The sequence below is a fragment of the Undibacterium sp. FW305-107 genome (assembly GCF_058788535.1).
Map to the genome: position 1 here is coordinate 304,030 of NZ_JBYTAV010000005.1, position 25,170 is coordinate 329,199.

Consider the following 25,170-nt stretch of genomic DNA (forward strand, 5'->3'; position numbering starts at 1 on the left):
CAGGAAAAATGCCACGTACCGTATTCATCATTATACTGACATTGTTTATTGCAAGTGCTCTTCTCACACCAAAACTGAATCCATTGACACGTGGCGGTATTCTTGCAGCAGAAAATATCGGTTCAGTCTGGAGTGATGTAATCCAATGGCGTGTCGCCTTATCGGAGGCGCACAGCACCAGCGACGACTGGCCAAAAGATATTCAGCAATATGCCCCACAAACGACAAACTCACATCTCAATGTCACATCACCACGGCCTTATATATTGCAGGTGGATATTGCCAGGCATGGTGAGTTGGGGTCATTGTCAGGTACTCAGCTGATTTTTGAACTAAATCCTTCAAGCCATACCTGGCAATGCAGGACTGGCACTCCACCAGTACCAGCCAGATTTTTACCTATGAATTGTGATGGCATCACTTCTGCAGAAGTGAATTTCAGTGCACTCAGAATGTTGCTACTGATTTGTGCATGCATATTTGCAGTGGTCGCTATTCTTTTATTGCTGCGCCACCCCTTGCTGGGGCCGACCCAACTTCATCCAGACAAATTACGTCGCACACCTTATCGCATCTTACCCAAACTGGATCGTCTGTTGCGGCTTGTTGGCAGACGGCAATCCACATTGCAAGCAGCAGGTATATCAACTGTGGCCTGGCAGCGCGCCGTCAATTACGTCAACGATGGTGCAGATAAACAGCAGGCATACCTCGCTGCACGTTTATCGGCACAAAGCAAAGCCAGCAAAGACTGGACGCTTCCTGGTGAAGTCTTTGAATGGCAATTCACTAGCAACCTACCTGTTTCACTGGATAGATGCCTGGTTTTCGTTCCCTATGTTGATGCTAGCGAGGACCTTCTTATACCCGCTCTGATGACCGCACAAACCGGGTCAGATGTGATGTTAATACTCATAGGATCAGATACAGAAACTCAGCAAGCATCGTTGCAAGCGTACTGCGATGATAAAGCCAATATGTTCGTCATGATAGATAGTGCCAGCCAGACAGAATGTCTGCTCAGCAGGCAACCGGCTACAGTATTGTTGCGCCTGCTGGCGGCACAATTGCGTGTAACACGCATTTCGCCCTATCAGACCAGGGGAGCCATTACCAGTGCGGGTGCTTTTTTTGGGCGTGAACAATTGCTTGCCCGTGTCATAGGCCGTGAGCCATCCAATTATCTGGTTGTTGGTGGTCGCCAGTTGGGTAAAAGCAGTCTATTAAAAGCGGTTCAACGCAGTCTTCAAGGGCATCCGCACATAGTCTGTCATTATATTTCCCTACGTGATCATCGTCTGGCACCACGCATGGCATTGCAGTTTGGACTTGATGCTACGACCCCGATTGAGGGCATCATTTCTCACCTTGAAAGCAATTTTCTTGGCAAACGGCTGTTCTTGTTAATTGATGAGGCTGATCTTTTTTTTCGCGATGAGTCCAATAAAAATTATCCGCAATTGTCTGCCCTGCGTGCCTTGAGTGATGAAGGCCGCTGCTGGTTCATGCTGGCCGGTTTTTGGGACTTATATGCTACCGCTGTACTGGATTATCAATCGCCACTACGTAATTTTGGTGAAGTATTGACGATAGGCGGACTAGAACAACAGGCTTGCAAAGACTTGGTCACAGTACCTTTATCACGTCTGCGTTTCGGTTTCACCAGCAATCAACTGGTGGATCAATTGGTGGAGGCCAGCGGTCAAAGAGCAAACTTGCTTGCAATCCTGTGTCAGGAATGTCTTGAAGTCTTGCAGCCAAGTGAACGTGCCATAGAGCCCCGTCATGTCGCGCAAGCCCTGTCTTCACAAGCTGTGCAGGACGCTTTGGCTGGTTGGGGGCGGCTAAGTCATGATGAAGCTTCCTGTCGCCTTGATCGCATCATTGTTTATCACACTGCGCTTAAGGAGAAAACCAGTTTATCAGCACTTTCAACACTCTTTGCCAGTAGTGGCTTGAACATTGAACCTGAAACCATGCGCCATGCACTCTCCCGTCTACAATTAGCCTATGTAGTCAAGCGTGATGGTTCAGAGTTCGTGTTTGCCGTTCCATTACTGGCAAAACAATTTGAGCAAAGTGAGCTCATGCTTTTACTCGATCAGGAGTTGAAGTCAATGAATACTGCAAATTTGTGACAGCCCCAAATTCAAAGGAGATCATAAGTGTCTGAATATATTTCCATCCTGCAAACCTACATGAAAGCCTTGGGTGATGCTGACTATGGCACCATCAAAAACTTGTTCACGGAAGACGGCAAAGTTCTTTCACCATTCCTCGGTGAAATGGCAGCGAGCCCTTTCTTTGACAGGCTGGCTGAAGCATCCAGCCGCAATGTCATCACTCCTATCGACATTTTTGTCAGCACCACAAAGAAACATCATGCGACAGCCTATATTCAATATGACTGGACGGTTCGTGACGGGACTTTAATTACATTCAAAGTCATGGACTTGTTTACTTTTGACGCAGATAGCAACAAAGTCAAGTATCTGGATTTAATCTATGACACGCATCCTATCCGTTCTACTGCTGGTAATAAATACGAGCTTTAATGTCATCAGTAAAGAAAAAGCCCTGCAATTGATATTTGCAGGGCTTTTTTACTTTGAGGCAGTCTGCTCTATTACTCTGCACCCATTTCCTTCAACAGGCGGTCAGCTTTATCCACATGCTTCATCTGCCACAGCATATAACGCAGATCAACTTGTATGGAACGGGAATTCGCCTTATTGTAGTCCCAGTCAGAAATAATGGAATCCAATGTGCCATCAAATGCCAGACCGATGAATTCACCTTTGGCATTCAATGCTGCGGAACCCGAATTGCCCCCTGTGATATCGAGTGTCGCCAGATAGTTCACGGGAACTGTTTTTAATTGTGGATCAACATATTTGCCGAAGTCTTTGGCCTTGATTGCTGCCAATTGTGCAGCCGGTGCGTTGAATTCGCCAGTACCTGTTGCTTTTGGCGGGATACCATTTACTGTAGTGAAGGCATTCCATGCCAGGCCATCAGCAGTACCATGGTCACGGCCAGTAACTTTGCCGAAGGTAACGCGCAAGGTGCTGTTTGCGTCAGGATATACCGCCTGCCCTTTGCTCTTCATGTAGGCGATTTTTGCCTTCATATAGTTGCCATAGGCTTGCTGTATTTTACCCATTAATTCTTCATCTTCAGCTTCACGCTTCAAGCCACCTTCGTACATCGCCACCGCTGCTTTGACAAAACTGTCATTGCTGGCTTTAAAATCTTCTGGCTTTGCGGTCAACCATGCGCTGCGTGCTGTCTTGTCACCCAGTTTGCTACCGGCATACAAAGTGTCCAGCAGGGACTTTAGATCGGCTTCAGACATACCATCCTTAATGCCCAATGCGGCATCAAAATTGGCGCTACGGTCAGCCTTGGCTTGTGCAGCATATTTACTCAAGTTGTACAAGACCAAAGCCTTGTCGACTTTTTCATCATAATTGCGTTCGATTGCATCGACTGTCGCCTTGAAGCGCGGCACATCACGTACCTGATAACCAGCTTTACGTTCTGCATCTGCCTTGGTCGATTCATTCGACAGGCGGTACAAAGCTCGTGCCGTAGTCAGGAAGCGTGGGTAAGAACTACCCAGATAAAAGTCGCGCTTGCCCAGAGTATCGCGCTCTGCAATCAGTTTTTCTACCTGCTCAATATCACCGGCAAATTCTTTGGCGCGTGCAGGATTGCTGTTGATCCATGCTTTCAGATCATCATGCTCTTTGGTTTTGCGTGCAAGGATGTCGCTGCCAGCATAACTGTCCAGCATGCCCTGACGGTTTTTGTAGTAGTTGTTGATGCCTGCAACCTGACCAGCATATTTAAGTTTGGCATCCGGATTGCTATTGGTTTCTTTAGCGATGATGGCCAGCATATCGCCTGAGCTTTTCACAAATGTTGGATAGTTCCAGTCAAATGTGTAGGCTACTTCTGATGGCAGGCGGTGACGATTGGTGCGGCCTGGATAACCCAACACCATGATGAAATCGCCATCTTTCAAATTATCTTTGGCCAGCTTCAGGAAATGTTTAGGTACGTAAGGCACATTGTCTTTGCTGTAGTCGGCAGATTTGCCGTCTTTGCTGACATAGGCACGGTAAAAACCATAGTCACCAGTGTGACGTGGCCACATCCAGTTATCGGTATCGCCACCAAACTTGCCCACACCTTCAGGAGGAGCATGCACCAGGCGTACGTCTTTGATTTCCAGTTGTTTGATAAGGTAATACTCAAGGCCGCCATAGTAAGGATAAACGTTGCAGCGATGACCAGCATCTTTTTCGCATTCTGCGATGATGGCTTTTGAATTTTTTTCTATGGCATCAACACGGGCTTTGCCATTCAGCTTGGCAGTGTTTTTGTCGATGATCTTGCTGCTGACATTATTGACTTCTTTGGTCACGAAAATGCGTGAACCAGGAGATGCTGGCAATTCTTCTTCCAGGCTGTTCGCCAGAAAACCATTGGCCAATAAGTTACGCTCTGGTTTGGAATTATGAGCAACACTGTTGTAGACGCAATGATGATTGGTCGCAACCAGACCTTGTGGTGATACGAAAGAGGCTGAGCAACCACCCAGGCTGACGATGGCACCCATAGGGAATTCCGTCAATTTGGTCAGTGTTGCCGGGTCCAGTTTCAAGCCATCGGCCTTCAGTTGCCTGGCGACTTGCGGTAGTTGTTGCGGCATCCACATGCCTTCATCTGCGCTAGCTATCTGGCATAGGCTCATGACCGCCAGCGTGGTAAGTGTTTTTTTCATCATATTGTTATAAAAAGATGTGAAAATATAGAATAGTTATTCCCTCATGATGCCTCTGGAGTAAGCCTGAGGCGCGGACAGTTTAGTCCTAAAAACCTTGGGAAAGTTCACTATTTTGTGCGAACTAGTGCCAATTGCGTGAATTTCGCCAGGCAAGGACTCAAAAAAAGGCATATTGCCCTCACAAATTGACCTGCCCTGTTACTTTTCGTGGAAGTTTGCTGTGCTTGTCTGCAGTCAAAATTGCAAGATGCAATTTGAATATGCATTTATTTTATGCGAACGCAATACGATGAAGAGGATGTGGAATTTAAGATAGGCAGGTTTAATGCACTTTTGCAAAGTCAAAGAATTTTTCTCAGTGCTTCGCGAAGCTCCGACAATTTTGGGGGTTTGCTCAGCACACAATCCACATGTGAAGGCGAATCGCCATCATCAACCAGACGCTGGCCCCAGCCAGTCAACATGATGATCGGGGTCAAGGGCGACACTTGCTTGATTGAACTGGCCAGCTTGCGGCCATCTATATATGGCATGCCAAGATCCGTGATGACGACAGCGAAAGGATCACCTTTTCCATGAGCGTCATTAAATGCATTGATACCAGCTTGCCCGCCATCAGCCGAGAGTACGCTGTGACCATCAATTTCCAGTATGTCACGCAATGACTTTAAAACCATGGGATCATCATCAACGACCAGAATACGTCTGTGCGTGGGCACGGCTTCAGGCGCAGGCGTTCTGGCAATCGGACTAACTGCCGTAGGCACCAGGAAACTCATGCGCATGGTGGTGCCTTTACCAATCTCCGTCAGAATGTCGATATGGGCACTATGCCGTTCTATCATCCCATACACCATGGCCAGACCCAGCCCTGTCCCCCGCTCACCTTTGGTAGTGAAGAACGGTTCCAGGCAACGGCGCCTGGTATCGTCAGACATACCTACACCAGAATCACAGACATCAATATGTACTTGTTTCAAGATGACTTCTTTTGTTGACTCCAGCAGGTCTTGTTCGACGCTGGTACGCAAAGTAAGTACACCGCCATCGGGCATGGCATCAACCGCATTGAAAATTAAATTGGTCAGTGCTTCCCTGATTTCGCCATGCACACCCATGATGTCTGGCAAATCAGTGGCGAGCTCAGTGTGTACACTGATTACGATGCCACGTTGCTGTGGCATATCACTCCACCTGGCGCGGGTAAGATCGATGACTTGTTGTACCAGACTATTCACATCGACAGGTGACAAAGCTAGTTGTGGCGCACGTTGACGATAAAATTCCCGCATTCTGGCAACGGTGGCGGCAACATCATCTATCGCACGTGAAATGACCTCAAGATAATTTCTACCTTTAACACTCAGATTTTTTTCTGTTTCCAATAAGGATTCTGTGTACAGCGCTACGGGAGAAATTGCATTATTGATGTCATGTGCTATGCCACTTGCCATCTGCCCCAGGGCACGCAAACGTTCTTGCTGCATGATGGACTGCTGGGTCTGGCGCAAATCATCATAAGCTTGCTGTAATGCAGTATAGAGCTGGGCCTGATTGGCTGCCAGGGCCACATGCTCGCTCAATTGCCTTAAAAATTCACATTCACCACTATTAAAGCTGTGGGCCTCGCGCTTGGCGACGACCAACACGCCAAACACCGTACTTTCTGCTCTTAATGGTGCCATCACCACGGCACTAAGACCGCCTGCAGCCAGTCTTTGCGGAAAAGGAAAGTTGACTTTACTGATGTCTGCTTCATAGACCAACTGACCACGCACGCAACGCGATAAGCCATTTTCATCAATAGAGACCTGGGTATTTTGGGTCATGGACAATTTTTGTGCCAAAGACTCGCTGTGCAAACCAACGCTGGTCACCTGCAGCTGATTTTTTGCCTGATCATAAAGACAAACACAACTGAAATCGACAGGAAGATGATCTTCCAGACTGCGGATAACGACTTGAAAAATACTGCGTAAATCCTGACGCTCACCGATGGAACGTGTAATTTGATGCAACAAATTCAAACGTGCAAGCTGCGCCTGGGCCTTTTTCTCGATTTGCTGACGTTCTATGATCTCGGCTTGCAAGGCTTCGTTGATATCAACCAGCGCATCACGTGAAACGGTGGTCAGTTTGAGTTTTTCTGTCATGCCATCAAAGGCGCGGGCCAGGTCCCCTATTTCATCCTGAGCATCAAATCGCAGGGAAAAATCCAGGTTGCCGGCACCAACGATAGCTGTTCCTTCGCGCAATTTTTCCAAGGGTCGGCTGACACTGCGCAGCGTGATATAGATAGTGACTGTCACAACCAATACAACAATGCCGCCAAACAGAATGACAGCATTAAATGCCCTTTGCTGAGCATTCAAGGCACCGATACGGCTTTGTTCAGACAAACTCAAGGCATCCGAAATCATGGCCTGCGTTTTATTGGTGATCTGTCCCAACAGTCGCGACTCTAATTCTTCGAGTATCTCGGCTTTGTCTCTCTCCTTCATCAATTCACGGTGATTACTCACCAGTAGAGCAAATAATTGCGCTATATTTTCATTGCCACTTCGCAATTCAGAGATGGCATCTTTGTCAGCGAACTCAGTAAACTCTTCGGCCCCGGCCAGGCGTTTGGAGAAAGAATTGCTACGCAATTGCCACTGCGCCCTGGTGCGTTCATCATGACGTAATGCGTATTCCAGCGTCAGATAGCGCAATGAAGTTACCGCCTGCAATAATTCACCAGCAGCCTCATTTTTGGCGATTTCCCGCTTCATTTGTAAAGTAGTGGACAATAAAATGACCACAATCATCGCCACGATGGCTAAAGATATTAATTCCGCAAATTTCAGACGAGTTGAAATTTTCACGTTGGAATCTCAATGTATGATGGTCACTGCCGATGGCTTGACTTTTTCCATGCCGTCCAGGTAGATATAGTCAAGGTAATTGGGTACTTCAGTTTTATTGGTCAACTTGTTTTTAATTGCCCATCTGGCCTGGTCTTCCAATGCCAGCAATAATCCCTGATCAAGTCCAATTTCAAAACGATATGTCGCCCAGGCAGCCCTCTGCTCTTTGGTATTGGTCTTTTTACCTGCCTCGTGCAGTACGCGGGCAGCATCAGGCATCTCATTACAGTAATTGCTGCCTTGATCCAATGCACGCAACACCTTGTTGATCGTTTCTGGTTCGGCAGAAATATAACTGCGCATACCAACTACGTTATAAAGACTTTCATATACATCTTTACCATAAAAAACCACGCCATTATCCCCAAGCCGCGTCATCATGGTATTCAAAAATGGCTCCCAGGACGCTACGGCATCAACCTCGCCGCGCTCTATCGCATCAGCAAATTCTTCTGGTTTGTAGTTAATCATGGTCACATCTTTGACCGACAGTTTCTGGCGGTTCAAAAAAGCGCTGAGCGTGAAATGACTGGAGCTGCTAAGCGTCACACCGACACGCTTGCCTTTAAGATCTGCAGGCTGAAGTATGCCGCGGTCTTTGCGACCGACAATGCCGTGATCTTTATCGGTTTTAAATATGGTGGCAATTGCTGCTACCGGCCTTTGATCAAGGCCAGCAAACATGACGGGAATATCGGCTACTGTTCCCAAATGGGCCTGCCCTTGTACTACAGCCTCCATCGCGGCTTTGCCACTCGAATGCGATTGGATGAGTACAACAATCCCTTCTTTGGCGAAATATCCTTTTTCTCTGGCTGCGGTGATAGAACAGGTACCTACATACTCTGTATTTGTCGCAATAATGACTTGTTCCAGTGGGGCTCTGGAAACAGGTGCACGAATTAGCCAGACATAGATCAAACTCAAAAACAGGACGATGAAAAGCAGGCAGGCAAGCCAGATGAGAATTGACTTGTAAGAAAATTGCCTGAGCTTTATACCTGTCATGCCGATTTCCTCTTCCCAGTATCCCAACACACGCTTTTGCATGGCAACAACAGTAAAAACTTTGGCGAATGCTTCAGAACTTACATAAGGCAGATCCAAAACAACTCAATCATCCAACGTTAATTCTCATCATGCAAGTATGAAACATTGTTTTTTATTCTAGTTCCTCGAGTAAATTTAAGCAAGCAATTGCGGTTTTATTATCGAGATCCTCCTCCTCATGCCACGCTGAAACAGACACTGCAATTAACTTGAATTGGCGCAATACTGAAAAAAGCGTCCTCATCTGCGCATGCGATGGACCTTGTTTCACATGGTATTTAAGTGCAGGCAATTCACCCCTGTCATCGATCACGTCGGTATCAAAATGCAGATAGATATTCTCATGTGGAGACAGATGTTTACTTATTTCATCGATTTTACAGGTGAGGATTTTTGAACTTTCCAGCGATTCTTTCTCTCCTGGATCCAAATCACGTGCATCGGACAGTATGATTCGCTCTTCCGGGTAAGCCTTGATGCCGACTTCATTTAAAAAAGCACCGATGGCATCACGCTCATTTTTGCGCCTGTCACGCCTACCGACCAGCATGGCCAAAGGCATACCCCCCAGATATTTGGTCAGCGTGGTTTCCCACGTGTGAAAATCGCCATGCGCATCCAGCCACAAGATGCGGTCAGGTTGCTTGCCTGCTTTTTGTAAGCCGGTCACCACAGCCAATGTAGAAAAACAATCGCCGGCGATACAAACAGGCCTGTCACCGTGTTCAATAATTTGCTGAACCTTGCCGGCAAGACTTGCGTAAATTTGTCCCATCCTGCGCAATTTTTCATTCGCATCAGCAATTGATGTTTCTTTGAATTCAGGGATATTCACTATCTCCCAAGGGTGTGAGCTGACATCGTTGACACGCCCAAGGCCATCCCTTCTTTGTCCCGTTAAAAACGGTATGAGCAAATGCTTGTTCATAGCCAAGTTTCAGGATCCATTTGATAAGATAAAGCATCCATCATCATTTGCACATCCTTTCTTTTCCCCATGCGCAGCAAACTGTTCTCCCGTTTGTGCCAGCGTCTGATTTTAGGCGCCTCTGTCGCCATCGTTACTGGAAAAACTGGCAAACTCCCCATTTCCTGCAAACCTAAATAAGAGGTAATTTTCTTTATGATTTCGACGGGATCTGATAAAAATTCTTCAAATGAAACGGGCAGAGATGTCACCTGACTGTCGATGATGGCCTGGTGCGCAGATAGCCACTGGTTCAGACACACATCTTCCAGGTCGGCATTGATATATTCCTTCCAGTTAGGCGGCAAGTCAAATTTCCACCAGCGTTTGCCAAAACCCACAATATCTGAATACCCCTTGATCGACAAACTCATGCCTATACGTTCAACGTCACGTGAAAAGAAAGCGACTGGTGATAACCAGCCATCCATCAGGCCATTGACTGATTGTGCATAGCCCCTGGTCAGATGTAGATATTTGATTTGGGCATTTGGAAATAATTGCTCATACAAACCTATTCTATAAACATCAGGCGGCGTCTTGAAGAGCAACATCTTGTCTTCAACATCTTCAGGTCTTAATTGCCGCCGGTGATGGCGGGGAATGACGAAAGGTGGCTCCTCCAGCTTAAACGACTCATTAAAACAATGACTTGCGGCAGGATTTTTTTTTCCATCGTAATAGTCCAGTCGCCAGGTTTCACTATTAAACACGCGCGACAGGATCAGGTCTTGCAGCATTGCCTCGCCATGGATTTTCTTTTCTTGCGCCACATGAAAGACTGCATCCAGATCGTGTGTGAGCTGAAGGTAAGCCCGGTCATCCGTAAATAAAACAGGAAACTGTAAAAGCAGGCGTTTTTTCCATCTGCTTTTTAGTAGAGAATAATCAGTATTGCCCTCGACAGGCAAAGTCATGTCATCAAAAATATTGTCCAGCAAGGCCTCTTGATTGTCCAAAACTTTCAGAGCATCACTATCTGCATTAAAGGAAAAACCATTTCTTGTCAGCGCAAGAAATGGTTCCATTTCACCATCAAGTGAAGCTATATCGGGGTGGGACGACAGTACACTTTTGAGCAGGCTGGAGCCCGACCTGGGCGAAGTCAGAATTACAGCCACATTTTTGACACGCAAGGCAAGCTCAGTATGAGCTACCTGACGCAAATTATTGACGGCGTCTATGACGTCCATCACTACACCGATTTCTTTGCACGCCTCATTACAAAGGCATAGAATTTTTTTGTCTCCGCCTTGTCTGCGGCCGCGCTTGCCAGAGTCCTGACTGAAAAACCAGCGGCTTTTGCCAATATCTTGATCTGGTCAATCGCACCAAAATTGGATTGGGCGAAATAGATACGGCCTTCAGGCTTCAAATGCTTGCCAACGTCCGCAAAAAATTGCGTATTTGTCTTGAAATCAGTATCCCATTGTGAGCTGGCAACCACGTCATGCGCTGGTTTGTCACGAAATGGCAGATTGGCTGTAATCACATCAAACTGCTCATCCTTAAGAGCCTGAAAGAGATTGGATTTTTTGACTTTCATGATCTTGTCAAAGCCATGCAGTTTGGCATTGTGTTTCGCGCTTTTTATAGCAGCAGGATTAATGTCAACTGCCGTGACTTTGCTTGCACCGCCGTAGCAAGCAAAAATAGCGATGACCCCTGAACCTGTACCTACATCCAATACACTTTCACCGGGTTTTATCTTAAAACTCTTAACTAGCGGTTGACTGTCTGTGAATGGCCAAAAAGTTTCTGGGAAAACTAAAAATTCCTTCCCCAGATATTTCACCACTTTCCCTTCGGGATTGATGGACTTAAATGCCTTTTGCCTGTTTTTTTGCCACCGATCTATGTGAGCAAGGCTATTTGCTGATGTCTGTTCCATGACCATCCTTTCAGATATAAAAACACTAGGGGAAAGTGTTCATCAGCACGATGATGCTGATGCTTTAAATCGGTTTTTTACTTGCGGCAAACTCCAGAGCAAGGTCTACGGCCAATGCAAATTGCTCAATGTCGATAGGCTTAGTGATATAAGAGAAAAAACCAGCTGCCTTTCCATTTTCAAGATCTGCAGGCATTGCATTCGCAGTAACCGCAATGACTGGAATATGGGCAGTCCTGGGATCACTTAGCAAATATCTTCTTGTTTCAATACCATCTATACCGGGTAAATTAATATCCATCAAAATGACATCTGGCAAATGCAGTCGCGCTTGCTCTATCCCTAGCAAACCATCGGTTGCAGTCAACAAAACCAGGTCAGAACGCAGACGTATCAATTCAGCCACCAACCTCAAATTGGTGGGGTTATCTTCGACATACAGCAGGTATTTCTGTGTACTTGATTTTTCGCCAGGTGCAACTTCGTAGACCATTGCTTTGGTGTCTGGCTGCTGGTACTGGATACCTGCAACAGTTCCGGGAAATTTGACCCAAAACGTGCTGCCAACACCAACCTGACTATTGATCCCTATACTGCCCTCCATGGCTTCAACCAGGTTTTTGACCAATGACAGACCTATACCAGTCCCCTCTTCATTAAACACCTCTCGCCCCAGGCGGTTAAAAGGTTGGAAAATGGTTTCCAATTGAACCGAGCTCAAGCCCACTCCGGTATCAATCACCTGAATACAGATATGACTATCATCCGCCACATGTGCGGCAACACTGACGGTGCCGCTTTGCCGGTTATATTTGATGGCGTTCGACAACAGATTAATCAACACTTGTTTAAGTCGAATCCGGTCTGCGCTGACATGCAAATTAGTATTTTCTGCAAAGCAGACATTGATTCCACGTTTTTGAGCCAGCGGATCAATCATTGTTTTGCATTCGGCAAATATCTCATCGAGAGTGATGGCCTCAATAGACAACTTCATTGCCCCGGATTCTACTTTTGCCAGATCGAGAATTTCGTTGATCAAAGTCAGCAAATGACTCCCGGCTTCTTCTATGTGTTTGGCAAATTCTTTTTTCTCATCAAGGCTGGTTTGCAAACTATCCGACGCCAGGATTTGGGCAAAACCAAGTATGGCATTCAGAGGTGTACGTAGCTCATGACTCATATTCGACAGGAAAGTCGATTTTGCCCGGTTGGCAATTTCTGCCTGCATCCTGGCCTGGTCCAGGTCTTGATTCAAGATCAACAGTTCAGCAGTGTGTTCGCGTAGTTGCAGTTCAAGTTTGGCATTCGCCATGCGTAACTGACGCGTCTCCATGGCGCGTACAAGTACCGGCAAGATGGCTGAAATTTTGAAGGGTTTAATGATGTAGTCGAGTGCACCGACTTTCATGGCCTTGACTGCTGATGTAATACTACCTTCACCTGTCATGACTATGCATGCCAGATCAGAGTCAATTTTGCGGGCTGATTCCACCATGGCAATGCCATCCAAACCTGGCATCATCAAATCTGTGAGCAATAAATCAAATGTATTGTTACGCAGATAATCGAGTGCTTCAATTCCATTTGCAAAACCGGTAGTTTCATAGTTGTGGTCGCGCAACAAATCACACAATGCCTGCAAATGTGCAGTTTCATCATCAACTATCAAAATGCGTGCTTGCATTTGGGATGCTGTCATCTGAACTCCTGACGTTAGCTAAATGCTCATCTATCGCTGACCCGGCAATATGCTATTTCTTGCTAGGAGATCATTGTCCTTGCAAAAACACAATGCCAACATGCTTCATGGTCTTATTACATAGCCTTGTAAGCATATTAGCATTTTTTAAAAAACAATAATGAGGAATAAGCAATGCAAGATTAAAAGACGAAAAGCAGATATATCGATCCAGGAGAATCGCTCACCAGTAGTCAGTACAGCTAGAGAGCCAGAGAATATATTAGAGAAGATGTTTGAGTTTTGCATGATCAACAAAACCAGACCGATGCAACATGATGATGGCTTCTTGTGTATTACCGCCGATGGCATCTTGTAGCGTATATTGATCGAGTGCTGTATAAAATACAGTCAGTGCCTGATCAAGTACTGATTTGAGCTGGCAATTGCCACGTAGCACACAAGGCGGAGTCGCACAGTCTATCAATGCATCCCCGCCTTCCAGTTCACGAATAATGGTGCCCAGGCGATAGGCTTTTACATCTTGCGCCAGTGCCATACCGCCACCTTTACCTCTGGTCGTGATGATCCAGTTTTTTTGTGCCAGAAAATGCACGACTTTGACAAGGTGATTGCGGGAAATAGCAAATTTAGTGGCAATTTCACTAATGGTCACTGGCTCTTGCCTGTCTTTGTGACTCAGATACATGAGCACGCGCAGGCCAAGATCGGTAAAGTGTGTTAATTGCATAAATGATTTTCTGATGTCCCTATAGCCTGCGCATGTTAATACAATTAATACAGAACTGCAGCAAGGCAATGCCATAGGCTCTTATTAATCCGAGCTATGGCATATTGACAAACTAATCAGTGCGCAAATCCACCGCTGCCAAAAGCTTCTTTATGGATGCGTGAGGATGCAATGCCCAGGTTTTGCAAACTGGTGATTTGTGCATGCATGAATGGACGCGGCCCGCAAACATAGTAATCAGCTTCAGGAAGTATGAAGTCATTCGCGACAGTTTCCAGATCCAGCCTGCCTTGCTGATCGTAATCTACAGACTGCCGGTCTTCTGCGCGCGGCGCTTCATAGTATGTCAGCGATTTGACTTGAGCATATTGCTCACTCAACGCACGCACTTGCTGTTTGAAGGCATGTACCCCACCATGGCGACAAGCATGCACGAAACGAATTTTGCGTGTCGTGTTTTGTTTGAGTAAATGCTCAAGCATGGCCAACTTTGGTGTGACACCAACCCCTGCACTGATCAAGACTACAGGTGTATCCCGGTCTTCGTGCAAGATATAATCGCCCATGGGTGGTGCCACATCGAGTATTGAACCTTCGTGAAAATCTCTATGCAACACATTAGACACCAGGCCTGCAGGTTTTTCTGCCAGTTCAGCTTCTCGCTTAACTGAGATACGTAAATACTCCTGCCCTGGGGCGCATGACAGACTGTACTGACGTGGTTGCATCATACCCAGTTCAGGTACAAATACTTTGACAGAGATGTACTGGCCGGGTTTGTAATCAGGTACAGAACCACCATCTGCCGGTCGCAAATAGAACGATGTTATCTCTTCACTTTCAGTTTCTTTTTTACTGACAATAAAACTACGCCACCCTGTCCAGCCACCTGGCGTCATGGCTGCTTTTGTATAAATCGCTGCTTCTTGCGCAATCAATACATCTGCCAGTTGTCCATACGCAGCCGCCCAGGCTGCCATCAATTCATCACTGGCAGCGTCACCCATGACTTCTTTGATTGAAGCCAGTAAATGCATACCCACGATAGGATAATGCTCTGCCCTGATACCCACACTGACATGCTTATTTGCGATCAGTGTCAATACCGGCATCAATACCATAGGGTCATCTATGTGCTCTGCATAAGCCAATACTGCCATTGCCAAAGCTTGTTGCTGGGTACCAGATTGTTGGTTACCCTGATTGAAAATGGGTTTCAATTCTGGATTATGAGAAAACATGCGCGCATAAAAATGGCGTGTCAGTGTGACTCCATGTTCTTTCAATACCGGGACTGTAGCTTTTACTAGATTTCTCGTATTAATGTCTAACATATACACTTATTCAATAGATGCAATATAAATACATGTTTAAAGTCAAATGAAGCAACGAAGAGCTTTAAACAACCAGGGAATTCAACGACGATCCGCGCCATCATAATCCATTTAACATGTATTGTAAATACACCTTAATATTGGCAATATGAGATCATTAAAATATCAAATGAAATCCGGGATTTAAAAAAGGTATGAATCCACGTTAATACACATGGGATTCATACCTGCGTCACTATAACAAGCGGCTATGCTTGGGCAATTTTGCTGAAAGATACTCCAGTTGATCAGCAATCACATTTCTTCCACTTAAAATGAAATGTTCGAAACGGCAAGGCGCATACGGCACATATATCAAAGGTTTGAAGTCATGCACGAACTTGTTGCCTTTCGCATGATTACAATCTTTACAGGCAGTCACACAGTTTTCCCAAGCATCTTTTCCACCACGTGAGGTTGGCAAAATATGATCGCGTGACAGTTCCTGATAAGGGAAGGTCTCACCACAATATGCGCAGATATGCCTGTCCCTTGCATATAGCAGCCTGTTGCCATCACCCAAAGGAATTTGGTGACGGCTGTTCCTGGACATGCGTTCACTATTGCGTATGGAGATAATAGGTTTGATGAAAATCCTGGATTGTTCACCATCCTTGTTATAGCCACCGCGCAGCATGAAGACCTGATCACCAATATCCCATGCCACTTTTTTTGCGGCGTACTGAGTCGCAGCATCGTTCTGACTTATCCAGTCGTAAGGCACTCCAGCTATATCCAAAACCAATATTTGTTGCATACATCACCTGTTTGTATGGGATGTTTTTCCAATTTGGGAAGACGGACTGATAAAACTTGCTGCATAAACCACCAGCATGCCACCAATAAAACGACAATCTGCTCTTTCATTGTAGACACGAATTGCTGATGCTGTAAGGCATGATTGATTTAATTCGTATTACTAACCCCCATGCACGTCTAACGACGTTTTTTCCATGAATATTCAGGTCCGGCATCAGCAACACCTGCATGGCCAACTGAATCCGGGTTTTCACAAGACATGGTGATATGGCGAATTGCTGCGCCCTGACGCTGTTCCACACGCAAAGACTCAGTGAATCGCAAGGCATCAGCCATACATTCATTGGCAAACTCTTTTGAGCATGCCAGTTCTTGTCCATCAATATGAATGGACCAATAAATCATAAACATAATTTTCTATTTTTCTTGTTTTTATAAAATGACAAAGTACATACCGCAATCTGACGTGGATATTGGTCTCATCCCTGAGAAATATACCCATGTTTAAAGTATCGACTTCACCGCAAAATGAAGCGCGCCAGCATGTTAAAAATGACCTGGTCTCAAGTCACTTTTAACATGCAGCGAATATCTCAAGATATTCGCTGCATATCCCCTCCCCGCCATGTGTACAGAACGCATAGCAGAAGGATTTATCAATACATCTTCCCGAATTGTTAAAGAATCCCGTGTTATCCGGCGTTTTCCGGCACGACCGCCAAACGGCGGGTTTTACTACTGGGTTTCTAAAGCGCGTCTATCAAAACGCAAATTAAAAACCATAAAAGGCAAAAAGCCCGGAGCTTTACAGGCATCCGGGCTTTTCAGCTCTCATCAGGAAGCAGCTTCATCTGCCTTCCTGATTTCAAGGGTTAACACCCCGAATGTCCATCATGATGGTTCTGTGAAATACCAACTCCCAGCTGCCATCCTTACCGCTAAATTCTGTGGTGGCTTCGCAGGCTGTCAACTGTGCAGGAGCTGGCCTTGCAGCAAAGCCGACAACTACATCATGAACTCCACGTACTTCCATCCACTTGCCCAATAGCCGCCCAGCTCGCGCCGCGAGGCTTGAGATTGTTTGATACAGCGATTGATAAGTGTTTTGGGTATTCATAGATTTGTTAATTGCTAAGCTTTTTTAGTTTTCACCGTATTATCTTGTCATAGCTTTCTTTAATTAACAAGCCTTTTAAAGAATAATTTCTTCATATAAAGAAGAAATTGTATTTTCTGTGACGTTTACGTCAGGTTTTGGGTAGGCAATCCCGTAATAAACGATTCGCCACTTCCTTGAGCTCAGTTTGCAATTGTGCTGGCTTACGGATTTCAAAATCAAAAGGCAAAGCGGCCAATTGCCTTGCAAACCAGTTTAAATCTTCGGACTGGTTATACAGAAGCACTCCCTCCTTAGTCTGCTCCAACACGGCAATCGTGTCAGACAGATGCCTGCGCGCTCTTTGCATATCTGTTTTCAACATCACTTCCACACTATAGGCACGTGGAATAGTCGCTACGGCACTACGCAAATAACTGAGTACACTGAAATTGGCGGGACTATCAAAATACCGGGTTTGTAAATCTGCTTGAGCGACCCTGTCCAGCCTGAAACTGCGTATGTCTTTCCGCAAATGACAAAAACCAACGAAATACCAACATGCTGCATGAAAGGCCAGGCCATAGCCGTCTACCATCCGTTCACTCTCTGCATCATTTGCGCCTTGATATCGCAGGTGTATGGATTGTTTGTGGGCGACTGCATGGCTTAGCCTGGCTAATATTTCCTTGTCAGCCGGTACCATTGCCGATTGAAGATTGAGTTCTATCGCTGCATCTGCTGCCTTCAATCTTTGCCTGAGCTTGTCAGGCAAAATTCTTTGTAATTTTGCCTGTGCACTTTCTATTGATGACGCGGCATCCAACAACTTCATTTGACGAGCGACGGACAGGGCAATGGAGATGGCGAAGCCCTCCTCCTCATTAAACATCATCGGCGGCAATTTAAAACCGGGCATGATGGAATAGCCACCGTAACGCCCTCGCGTAGTCATGATAGGTATTCCCATCTCTTCCAGCGTGACGATATAGCGACGCAAACTGCGCCGGTCAATTTCCAGCATCTGCGCCAGATCAGCTCCGCTGACCTGCCTTTGATTTTGCAAGAGTTCCAGCAGAGCCAGGACACGAGTGGTGGGATGGTAGGCCTGCGACATGGAATAAGTTTAGTCAAAAAATAGGATAAATTATGCCCTATATATTCTTTATCCTCATGTTTATTGCTTCAGCCGGAGCAAACCTATCAAGGAGAGAACATGAATTCAGCGATCAATACTACCCAAACCGCAGGTATCAACGACTTTGATTTTTTTATTGGCAATTGGCAGGTAAAGCATCACCGTCTCAAGGAAAGACTTGCCGGTTGTCACGAGTGGCTGGAATTTGACGGCAGTACATCCGCCAGCAAAATTCTTGGTGGCGCTGGCAACATTGATGACAACTTGCTTGAAATGCCGGGTGGTGCCTATCGTGCAACGACTTTGCGCTCATATGATGCAGAAAAAGGCATATGGTCTATCTGGTGGCTGGATGGCCGCTATCCCACACACCTGGATGTGCCTATGCAAGGTCGGTTTGTGAATGGCGTGGGTGAATTTTATGCAGACGATACATTTGCTGGCCAAGAAATACGCGTGCGCTTTTTATGGAGCATGCCTGCCGCAAATCAACCACGCTGGGAACAGGCATTCTCAGTTGATGGAGGCATCAGTTGGGAAACCAATTGGATCATGAATTTTCAAAAAATAGACTAGGCTTGCCTACCGATCATCCATGCGCTCATGATCATGCTGATGGTTGCTTACAGCATTATTGGAGTTGGGCGGGAAAACCGTTGTTCTGTGACCTCTTCTCCCCATTGCCGGCCAGGTAACTCTTCAAGCAGCACAAAACCTGCTTCTTCATACAGGCGGCGTGCTGCATCCAGACCTTTAAAGGTCCACAGTTGTATTTCGCTGAATTGCTGTTGATCACAGAATGAAATCGCTTCTCTGAGCAAACGCCTGCCAACACCGCTACCGCGCAATTCATCGTCAACAATGAACCAACGCAGATGAGCAATATTGTTCCCCAGATCTTCACCATCAATAGCAATGGTAGCTACGATTTTGTCATCATTGACTGCAAACCACAATTGATTCACCGGATTATTCAGGCGTCCGACAAAACCAGCCATGCCACTGGCGACTTTCGCTTCAAAGAACTGTCCGAATCCTGCAGCGCGCGCGTAATAGCGTGCATGCATTTCCACGGTACGGCCAAGCACACCGGAGTGATATCCGCATCGAATATTTGCGTGAGGGACGGTAGCTACCGACGGCCCCTTGCGACTAATCGCAAGTGCATCTGCATACATGGTCAAGCCATGTACTATTTTGTCATGAACTGGCGCAGGAATATTTTCCAGCGCACTGCTGACCTGCATCTGCGCAAACTGATTGATAGCAGCCAGGGTCTGCTTACCTTTTAATGTCAGAGCAAGCTGCTTTTCCCTGCCATCTTTTTGACTGCTGTTTTCTACCAGTTCACCACCATCTATCAGCTTGCGCACCATGCGACTGACACTGGACTTTTCCAGACATAGCACGTCACAAAGTGCTGTTGCACTATGTGCGCCATGCTCACCAATCTCAATTAAGGCATGCACAGCAGATGCAGGCAGACTGGTGCCAGCCAGTGTTGACTTCATGAAGCCAAGTTCACGTACCAGCCTGCGCGATGCATCGCGGATTTCTTGGATGTGGGGTAGAGAGATAGCAGTATTCATAGCCAGCTTACTTATAGTTGCATAATGCAACTATATTTTAAAATACAGCTTTTATGCAAGAGTTTATTTTGAACATCCGCATGATGCAAAAATTAACAAAACGGCAAATTTGTTACTAAAGGAAAAATAAAATCATCAAAGACCTGAGGAATCGCAAAGTCAGTCATTTCTGACTGTATAGCGATTGAAACATAAGCGGTATTGATATATATTCTCATTATCATTTAGAGTTACATTTTTTCTTCGCCACGGGAATTTCGCCATGAGCAGTTTGCCATTACAGCAAGCAATTTCTACCACATTGAATCTGATGAAAGTCGGTGACTCTGGCGTCGTTGAAGACGTGCAAGAACAAGGCGATGCGAAGGACGACAGCCTGTTCAATATTACCCGCCGCTTGAAAGAGCTAGGCTTTGTCAAAGGCGAAGCGGTAAAGGTATTGCACAAAGGGTATTTTGGTGGCGAACCACTGGCAGTCAGGATAGGCCAGTCGACCTTTGCATTGCGAAATTTTGAAGCAGCCTTGATTGGTGTTGTCCCCGGCGTTACTCATTCAGAAAAAGTAGGAACATAGTGAACGAATTGTTTTCTCCGCTCATCGCTCTTGTCGGTAACCCTAACTGCGGAAAAACTGCACTTTTCAATCGATTGACAGGTGCACGGCAAAAAGTAGCAAACTATGCAGGTGTCACAATAGAACGGAAAGAAGGCAAATTCCGCTCAGATGCAGGACGTCAATGGCAGGTACTGGATTTACCAGGTACTTACAGCCTGCATGCCATCACACCGGATGAAAAAATCACCCAGGAAGTCGTCACCGGCCAGCGTACTGATGAAACCATGCCAGATGCCGTGGTGTGCGTAGTCGATGCCACCAATTTGAAACGCGGCCTGCGCGTGGTGTTTGAATTGCTTGCACTTGGTCAGCCATTGATCTTGGCAGTGAACATGATGGATATCGCCAAGAAGCGTCATATCCATATCGACATCGCCGCATTAAGCCGTACGCTGAATATTCCTGTTGTCGAGACGGTTGCAGTCGACCCCAAGGGTATCGATGCCCTCCTGACTGAACTTGAGACGCTGGCACAAACACTGCAGCCAAATGGCAATACAACGCCTCATGCACTTTCCGCACAAAGCCCCGAGAGCTTGCAGCAACAAGCCAATGCAGTACTCGAGGCCTGTGTTACTCAGGATACGGACGCTGCCAGCGAGCGGGCCGCCAGTTTGAGTTATCGCCTGGATAGCTGGATTTTGCACCCGGCTATTGGCCCCATCATTTTCGCCACCCTGATGTTTCTGGTATTCCAGGCAGTATTTGCCTGGGCGCAGGCACCAATGGACTTGATCAAGTCGACTATTGATGCAACAGGAAGCGCAGTCGAATCAGCGCTGGCACCTGGCGTACTGCAAGGACTGCTGGTAAAGGGCGTGATAGGTGGCGCTGGCAGTGTGCTGGTGTTTTTGCCGCAGATCGTGATCCTGTTCTTCTTTATCCTGATCATGGAAGACTCTGGTTATTTGCCACGCGCTGCCTTTTTACTTGACAGAGTCATGGGTAAAGTCGGCTTGTCTGGCCGCGCCTTTATTCCGCTGCTGTCCAGTTTTGCCTGCGCCATCCCCGGCATCATGGCAACCAGGACAATACAAAACCCGCGTGACCGTCTGGTGACAATCATGATTGCCCCCTTGATGACTTGCTCAGCGCGCCTGCCAGTGTATGCCCTGATCATTGCCGCCTTCATCCCCGATCAAGCCGTATTAGGCATCCTGAATTTGCAGGGCCTGGTATTGTTCCTGCTGTATCTGGGTGGCATAGTATCAGCCATGCTGGTAGCCTACTTCTTTAAAAAGAAATGGGGCAGCGAAGTGCATCAACAGGCATTGATGCTGGAATTGCCGGACTACCGCTGGCCCAATGTACGCAACCTGCTACTGGGTTTATGGGAAAGAATCAAGATTTTCACTACCCGCGTCGGCACAATTATTCTGTCTCTCATGATTTTGCTGTGGTTCCTCAGCAGCTTTCCTGGTGCGCCAGAAAATGCGACTCAGCCGCCGATTTATTACAGTATTGCCGGTTATCTGGGCCGTGCACTTGAAGTGATATTCGCCCCCATAGGTTTCAACTGGCAAATCTGTATTGCCCTGGTACCTGGATTGGCAGCACGTGAAGTTGCCGTCGCCGCACTAGGTACGGTATATGCGCTCTCACAATCTGGTGAAGAACTGAGCCGCTCACTTGAGCCGCTGATCGCTCATTCATGGAGCATACCAACTGCCCTGTCCCTGCTGGCCTGGTATGTTTTCGCCCCGCAATGCGTGGCGACCCTGAGCGTTGTCAAACGTGAGACCAATACCTTGCGTTACCCGGCCATCATGGCGGCTTATTTGTTTGGCCTCGCCTATTGCGCCTCTTTCCTGACCTATCATATTTCCAGCTTTTTCTTAGGGAGATAATCATGCAAAACCTGATCGCAGTTTTGCTTCTGGCACTGGCATCCGGGTATCTGTTATTAAAATGGATGCCTGCCGCAACCAAGGAAAAGATCAGCGTATTTGGTGCCAGTCGCGTCCCCGTACTGGCACCCCTGTTTGCCAAAGTGGCCAGGCAAACCACAGGATGTGGTTCTGGTTGCAGCAATTGCTCATCCTCATCAAACAACACTTGCTCCACGTCCTCCGAATTAAAAACTGTGAAACTAATCCGTAACGCATCCAATCAAAGATAAGAGCGGGCTTATGCCTGCATTTCATTGGCAGCCCGGCTGAATTGATGTATCCTCGAATAAAGTGGAAACAATTTCTGCTATATTGAGACAAGCAAAGGCCGTAGCTGGATATGAACGCAAGCATCTACGACAAGACCGAAAAAGGCCGCGAAGAAATCACCACCAGAAAGTATCAACTGGCGTCCAGATTGCGTACTTTACTGGTCATGATAGACGGCAAGCAAAGCGCCGCTGACATCATGAAAAAAGTGGCAGCTCTGGGTTTGACAGAACAAAATCTGCAAGAACTGCTGGAACAGGAATTCATTATTGAAATTGCTGTTCAGGTCGACACATCCCCCACCCCGACAGAATCTACCCCTCCGCCAGTAACTGAAGCAGCAACTGCTGCCAATGGTGCAGCGAAATCGCCAGAAGCTCCTGCACCTGCAATGACAGATGCCGAGCGTTTCCAGGCGCTGTACAACTTTTATAATGAGACCATCAAGAGCGCCATCGGTTTGCGTGGTTATGGGCTGCAACTCAAGGTTGAACGCGCCGCAAATATCGACGATTTTCGTGCACTACGACAGGCATATGTAGAAGCAGTTCAAAAATCCAAGGGACCAGAAATGGCTCGCAGCCTGAGTGACAGACTTGATTTATTGCTCGGTAAAGCTTAGTTGAGTAGCGCTTGTCCAGGTAAAATTTAAACAGCCACCCAGCTTGCGCACGTAAAAAAAGCCAGGCAAGCCTGGCTTTTTCTTTACTCACAACTCTTTTATTCAATACCTTGGCTGCTCAGGTATTCTTCATAAGTACCCTGGAAGTCGATGATTTTATTTTCCTTGATTTCCAATATACGCGTCGCCAAGGACGAAACGAATTCGCGGTCATGCGAAACGAAAATCAAAGTGCCTGCATATTTTTCCAGCGCGATATTCAGCGACTCAATGGATTCCATATCCATGTGATTGGTTGGTTCATCCATCAACAAGACATTGTGGCGACCCAGCATCAGCTTGCCATACATCATTCGACCTTTTTCACCGCCGGATAAAACCTTGACTGATTTTTTAACGTCATCACCACCAAACAGCAGACGACCGAGGATGGAGCGTACCGCCTGATCATCATCACCCTCTTGTGTCCACTGACCTATCCAGTCAGTCAGGTTTTTATCAGATGCAAATTCTTCAGTAGGATCTTGCGGCATATAACCGACATTGGCGTTTTCTGCCCATTTGACCGTACCGTAATCAGCATGCAAACCTGTGATGTCATCACCACCTATGCAGCGCAATAAGGTGGTTTTACCGATACCATTAGCACCGATAATCGCAATTCTTTCACCTGCTTCGACCATCAAATCGACATTCTTGAACAATGGCTTGTCATAAGCTTTGCTCAAGGATTGCACCTCTACAGCCAAGCGATGCAATTTCTTTTCGCCATCGAAACGGACGAAAGGATTTTGACGACTGGATGGCTTGAAATCTTCAATCTTGATTTTATCAATCTGCTTGGCACGTGAAGTCGCCTGACGCGCCTTGGATTTATTCGCAGAGAAGCGACGGACAAAGTCTTGCAGCTCAGCGACCTTTTCCTTGGCCTTGGCATTGTTCGCCATTTGCTGCGCACGTGCCTGTGACGATGCCAGCATGTAGTCGTCATAATTACCTGGGTACACTTTCAGTGTGCCGTAATCCATATCGGCCATGTGCGTGCATACCTGATTCAGGAAATGGCGATCATGCGAAATGATGATCATAGTGGAATTGCGCTCGTTCAGAATATCTTCCAGCCAGCGAATGGTGTTGATGTCCAGATTATTCGTCGGCTCATCAAGCAGCAAAATGTCTGGGTTGGAGAACAAGGCCTGCGCCAGCAAGACACGTAGTTTCCAGCCTGGTGCAACCGCACTCATGACGCCCTGATGCTGATCAGTTGGTATGCCAACACCCAGCAATAATTCACCGGCTCGTGCCTCAGCAGTGTAACCATCATATTCAGCAAACTTGGCTTCCAGGTCTGCCGCTTTCATGTAGTCGTCGTCAGTTGCTTCAGGATTGGCATAAATCGCATCCCGCTCCGACATTGCTGCCCACATTTCTATGTGGCCCATCATGACCACGTCCAACACACGCATGTCCTCAAAAGCAAACTGATCCTGGCGCAATTTACCCAGACGCTCATTCTGATCCAGCATGACCGTACCTGAAGATTGCTCAAGGTCACCGCCAAGAATCTTCATGAAAGTGGATTTGCCGCAGCCATTGGCACCGATCAGGCCATAACGGTTACCTTCGCCAAATTTGACTGAGATATTTTCAAACAGCGGCTTGGGGCCGAACTGCATGGTGATATTAGCGGTAGAAAGCACAGAAAACCTTTTGCAATAAAGATGGGGATTAACCGTGCATTATAGCATTGTGCTTTTGGTGGCTTCCAGACAAGCCCATG

The 25,170-nt window shown here is 46.7% G+C and carries 22 protein-coding genes; 7 read left to right on the plus strand and 15 right to left on the minus strand.

The window, feature by feature from the left end:
- The first annotated feature begins 8 nt into the window (after positions 1-8).
- Both AC3WQT_RS13135 and AC3WQT_RS13140 read left to right on the plus strand, forming a co-directional pair.
- Positions 9-2,138, plus strand: coding sequence for an ATP-binding protein (locus tag AC3WQT_RS13135; RefSeq protein WP_492704402.1), 2,130 nt, complete (start codon positions 9-11; stop codon positions 2,136-2,138).
- Between the two features lie 27 nt (positions 2,139-2,165).
- Complete coding sequence (locus AC3WQT_RS13140) at positions 2,166-2,555, plus strand: nuclear transport factor 2-like protein (RefSeq protein WP_492704403.1); 390 nt, start codon at positions 2,166-2,168, stop codon at positions 2,553-2,555.
- Between the two features lie 71 nt (positions 2,556-2,626).
- Here AC3WQT_RS13140 and AC3WQT_RS13145 read toward each other — a convergent pair whose 3' ends face one another.
- The 13 genes from AC3WQT_RS13145 to AC3WQT_RS13205 all read right to left on the minus strand — a co-directional run bounded on the left by AC3WQT_RS13145 (position 2,627) and on the right by AC3WQT_RS13205 (position 18,383).
- Positions 2,627-4,789 (minus strand): S46 family peptidase, encoded by a 2,163-nt coding sequence (locus AC3WQT_RS13145; protein WP_492704404.1) that lies wholly within the window; start codon positions 4,787-4,789, stop codon positions 2,627-2,629.
- A 344-nt stretch (positions 4,790-5,133) separates the two neighbouring features.
- A complete protein-coding gene (locus AC3WQT_RS13150) occupies positions 5,134-7,656 on the minus strand; it encodes a response regulator (protein WP_492704405.1) in 2,523 nt (840 codons plus the stop codon).
- 9 nt (positions 7,657-7,665) lie between these two features.
- Positions 7,666-8,706, minus strand: a complete 1,041-nt coding sequence (locus AC3WQT_RS13155; protein WP_492704406.1) for an ABC transporter substrate-binding protein — start codon at positions 8,704-8,706, stop codon at positions 7,666-7,668.
- A 154-nt stretch (positions 8,707-8,860) separates the two neighbouring features.
- Entirely contained in the window at positions 8,861-9,676 is an 816-nt protein-coding gene (locus tag AC3WQT_RS13160) for an arginase family protein (RefSeq protein WP_492704407.1), read from the minus strand.
- Positions 9,673-10,851: a sulfotransferase gene (locus tag AC3WQT_RS13165; protein ID WP_492704408.1), complete on the minus strand. Its 1,179-nt coding sequence runs from the start codon at positions 10,849-10,851 to the stop codon at positions 9,673-9,675. Before AC3WQT_RS13165 ends, AC3WQT_RS13160 begins: the two co-directional genes overlap by 4 nt.
- A 59-nt stretch (positions 10,852-10,910) precedes the next feature.
- The gene (locus AC3WQT_RS13170; RefSeq protein ID WP_492704409.1) at positions 10,911-11,606 is read right to left on the minus strand and encodes a methyltransferase; all 696 of its coding nucleotides are present in this window, start codon (positions 11,604-11,606) and stop codon (positions 10,911-10,913) included.
- A 64-nt stretch (positions 11,607-11,670) separates the two neighbouring features.
- The gene (locus AC3WQT_RS13175; protein ID WP_492704410.1) at positions 11,671-13,308 is read right to left on the minus strand and encodes a response regulator; all 1,638 of its coding nucleotides are present in this window, start codon (positions 13,306-13,308) and stop codon (positions 11,671-11,673) included.
- Between the two features lie 262 nt (positions 13,309-13,570).
- Entirely contained in the window at positions 13,571-14,038 is a 468-nt protein-coding gene (locus tag AC3WQT_RS13180; RefSeq protein WP_492704411.1) for an RrF2 family transcriptional regulator, read from the minus strand.
- Between the two features lie 116 nt (positions 14,039-14,154).
- A complete protein-coding gene (gene hmpA, locus AC3WQT_RS13185) occupies positions 14,155-15,372 on the minus strand; it encodes an NO-inducible flavohemoprotein (RefSeq protein ID WP_492704412.1) in 1,218 nt (405 codons plus the stop codon).
- A 235-nt stretch (positions 15,373-15,607) separates the two neighbouring features.
- The gene (locus tag AC3WQT_RS13190) at positions 15,608-16,168 is read right to left on the minus strand and encodes an HNH endonuclease (protein WP_492704413.1); all 561 of its coding nucleotides are present in this window, start codon (positions 16,166-16,168) and stop codon (positions 15,608-15,610) included.
- A gap of 179 nt (positions 16,169-16,347) precedes the next feature.
- Complete coding sequence (locus AC3WQT_RS13195; protein WP_492704414.1) at positions 16,348-16,575, minus strand: hypothetical protein; 228 nt, start codon at positions 16,573-16,575, stop codon at positions 16,348-16,350.
- A 460-nt stretch (positions 16,576-17,035) separates the two neighbouring features.
- Positions 17,036-17,287 (minus strand): hypothetical protein, encoded by a 252-nt coding sequence (locus AC3WQT_RS13200; RefSeq protein ID WP_492704415.1) that lies wholly within the window; start codon positions 17,285-17,287, stop codon positions 17,036-17,038.
- 130 nt (positions 17,288-17,417) lie between these two features.
- Complete coding sequence (locus tag AC3WQT_RS13205) at positions 17,418-18,383, minus strand: helix-turn-helix transcriptional regulator (protein WP_492704416.1); 966 nt, start codon at positions 18,381-18,383, stop codon at positions 17,418-17,420.
- A 99-nt stretch (positions 18,384-18,482) separates the two neighbouring features.
- Between AC3WQT_RS13205 and AC3WQT_RS13210 the strand changes: the two genes are divergently transcribed.
- Positions 18,483-18,980 (plus strand): DUF1579 domain-containing protein, encoded by a 498-nt coding sequence (locus tag AC3WQT_RS13210; protein WP_492704417.1) that lies wholly within the window; start codon positions 18,483-18,485, stop codon positions 18,978-18,980.
- 47 nt (positions 18,981-19,027) lie between these two features.
- On the opposite strand, the gene AC3WQT_RS13215 is transcribed toward AC3WQT_RS13210, so the two are convergent.
- Complete coding sequence (locus AC3WQT_RS13215; protein WP_492704418.1) at positions 19,028-19,993, minus strand: bifunctional helix-turn-helix transcriptional regulator/GNAT family N-acetyltransferase; 966 nt, start codon at positions 19,991-19,993, stop codon at positions 19,028-19,030.
- A gap of 262 nt (positions 19,994-20,255) precedes the next feature.
- On the opposite strand from AC3WQT_RS13215, the gene AC3WQT_RS13220 reads away from it, so the two are divergent.
- From AC3WQT_RS13220 to AC3WQT_RS13235, 4 genes are all read left to right on the plus strand, one after another.
- Positions 20,256-20,567 carry a FeoA family protein gene (locus tag AC3WQT_RS13220; RefSeq protein ID WP_492704419.1) on the plus strand — a complete coding sequence of 104 codons (312 nt, stop codon included), beginning with the start codon at positions 20,256-20,258 and terminating at the stop codon, positions 20,565-20,567.
- Positions 20,567-22,456 carry a ferrous iron transporter B gene (gene feoB, locus AC3WQT_RS13225; RefSeq protein ID WP_492704420.1) on the plus strand — a complete coding sequence of 630 codons (1,890 nt, stop codon included), beginning with the start codon at positions 20,567-20,569 and terminating at the stop codon, positions 22,454-22,456. Before AC3WQT_RS13220 ends, feoB begins: the two co-directional genes overlap by 1 nt.
- Before the next feature lie 2 nt (positions 22,457-22,458).
- Positions 22,459-22,728 carry a hypothetical protein gene (locus AC3WQT_RS13230; protein ID WP_492704421.1) on the plus strand — a complete coding sequence of 90 codons (270 nt, stop codon included), beginning with the start codon at positions 22,459-22,461 and terminating at the stop codon, positions 22,726-22,728.
- Positions 22,729-22,838: 110 nt separating this feature from the next.
- Positions 22,839-23,390, plus strand: a complete 552-nt coding sequence (locus AC3WQT_RS13235; protein ID WP_492704422.1) for a hypothetical protein — start codon at positions 22,839-22,841, stop codon at positions 23,388-23,390.
- Between the two features lie 98 nt (positions 23,391-23,488).
- Here the strand turns inward: AC3WQT_RS13235 and AC3WQT_RS13240 are convergent, their stop codons facing one another.
- Entirely contained in the window at positions 23,489-25,090 is a 1,602-nt protein-coding gene (locus tag AC3WQT_RS13240) for an ABC-F family ATPase (protein WP_492704423.1), read from the minus strand.
- Positions 25,091-25,170 lie beyond the last annotated feature (80 nt).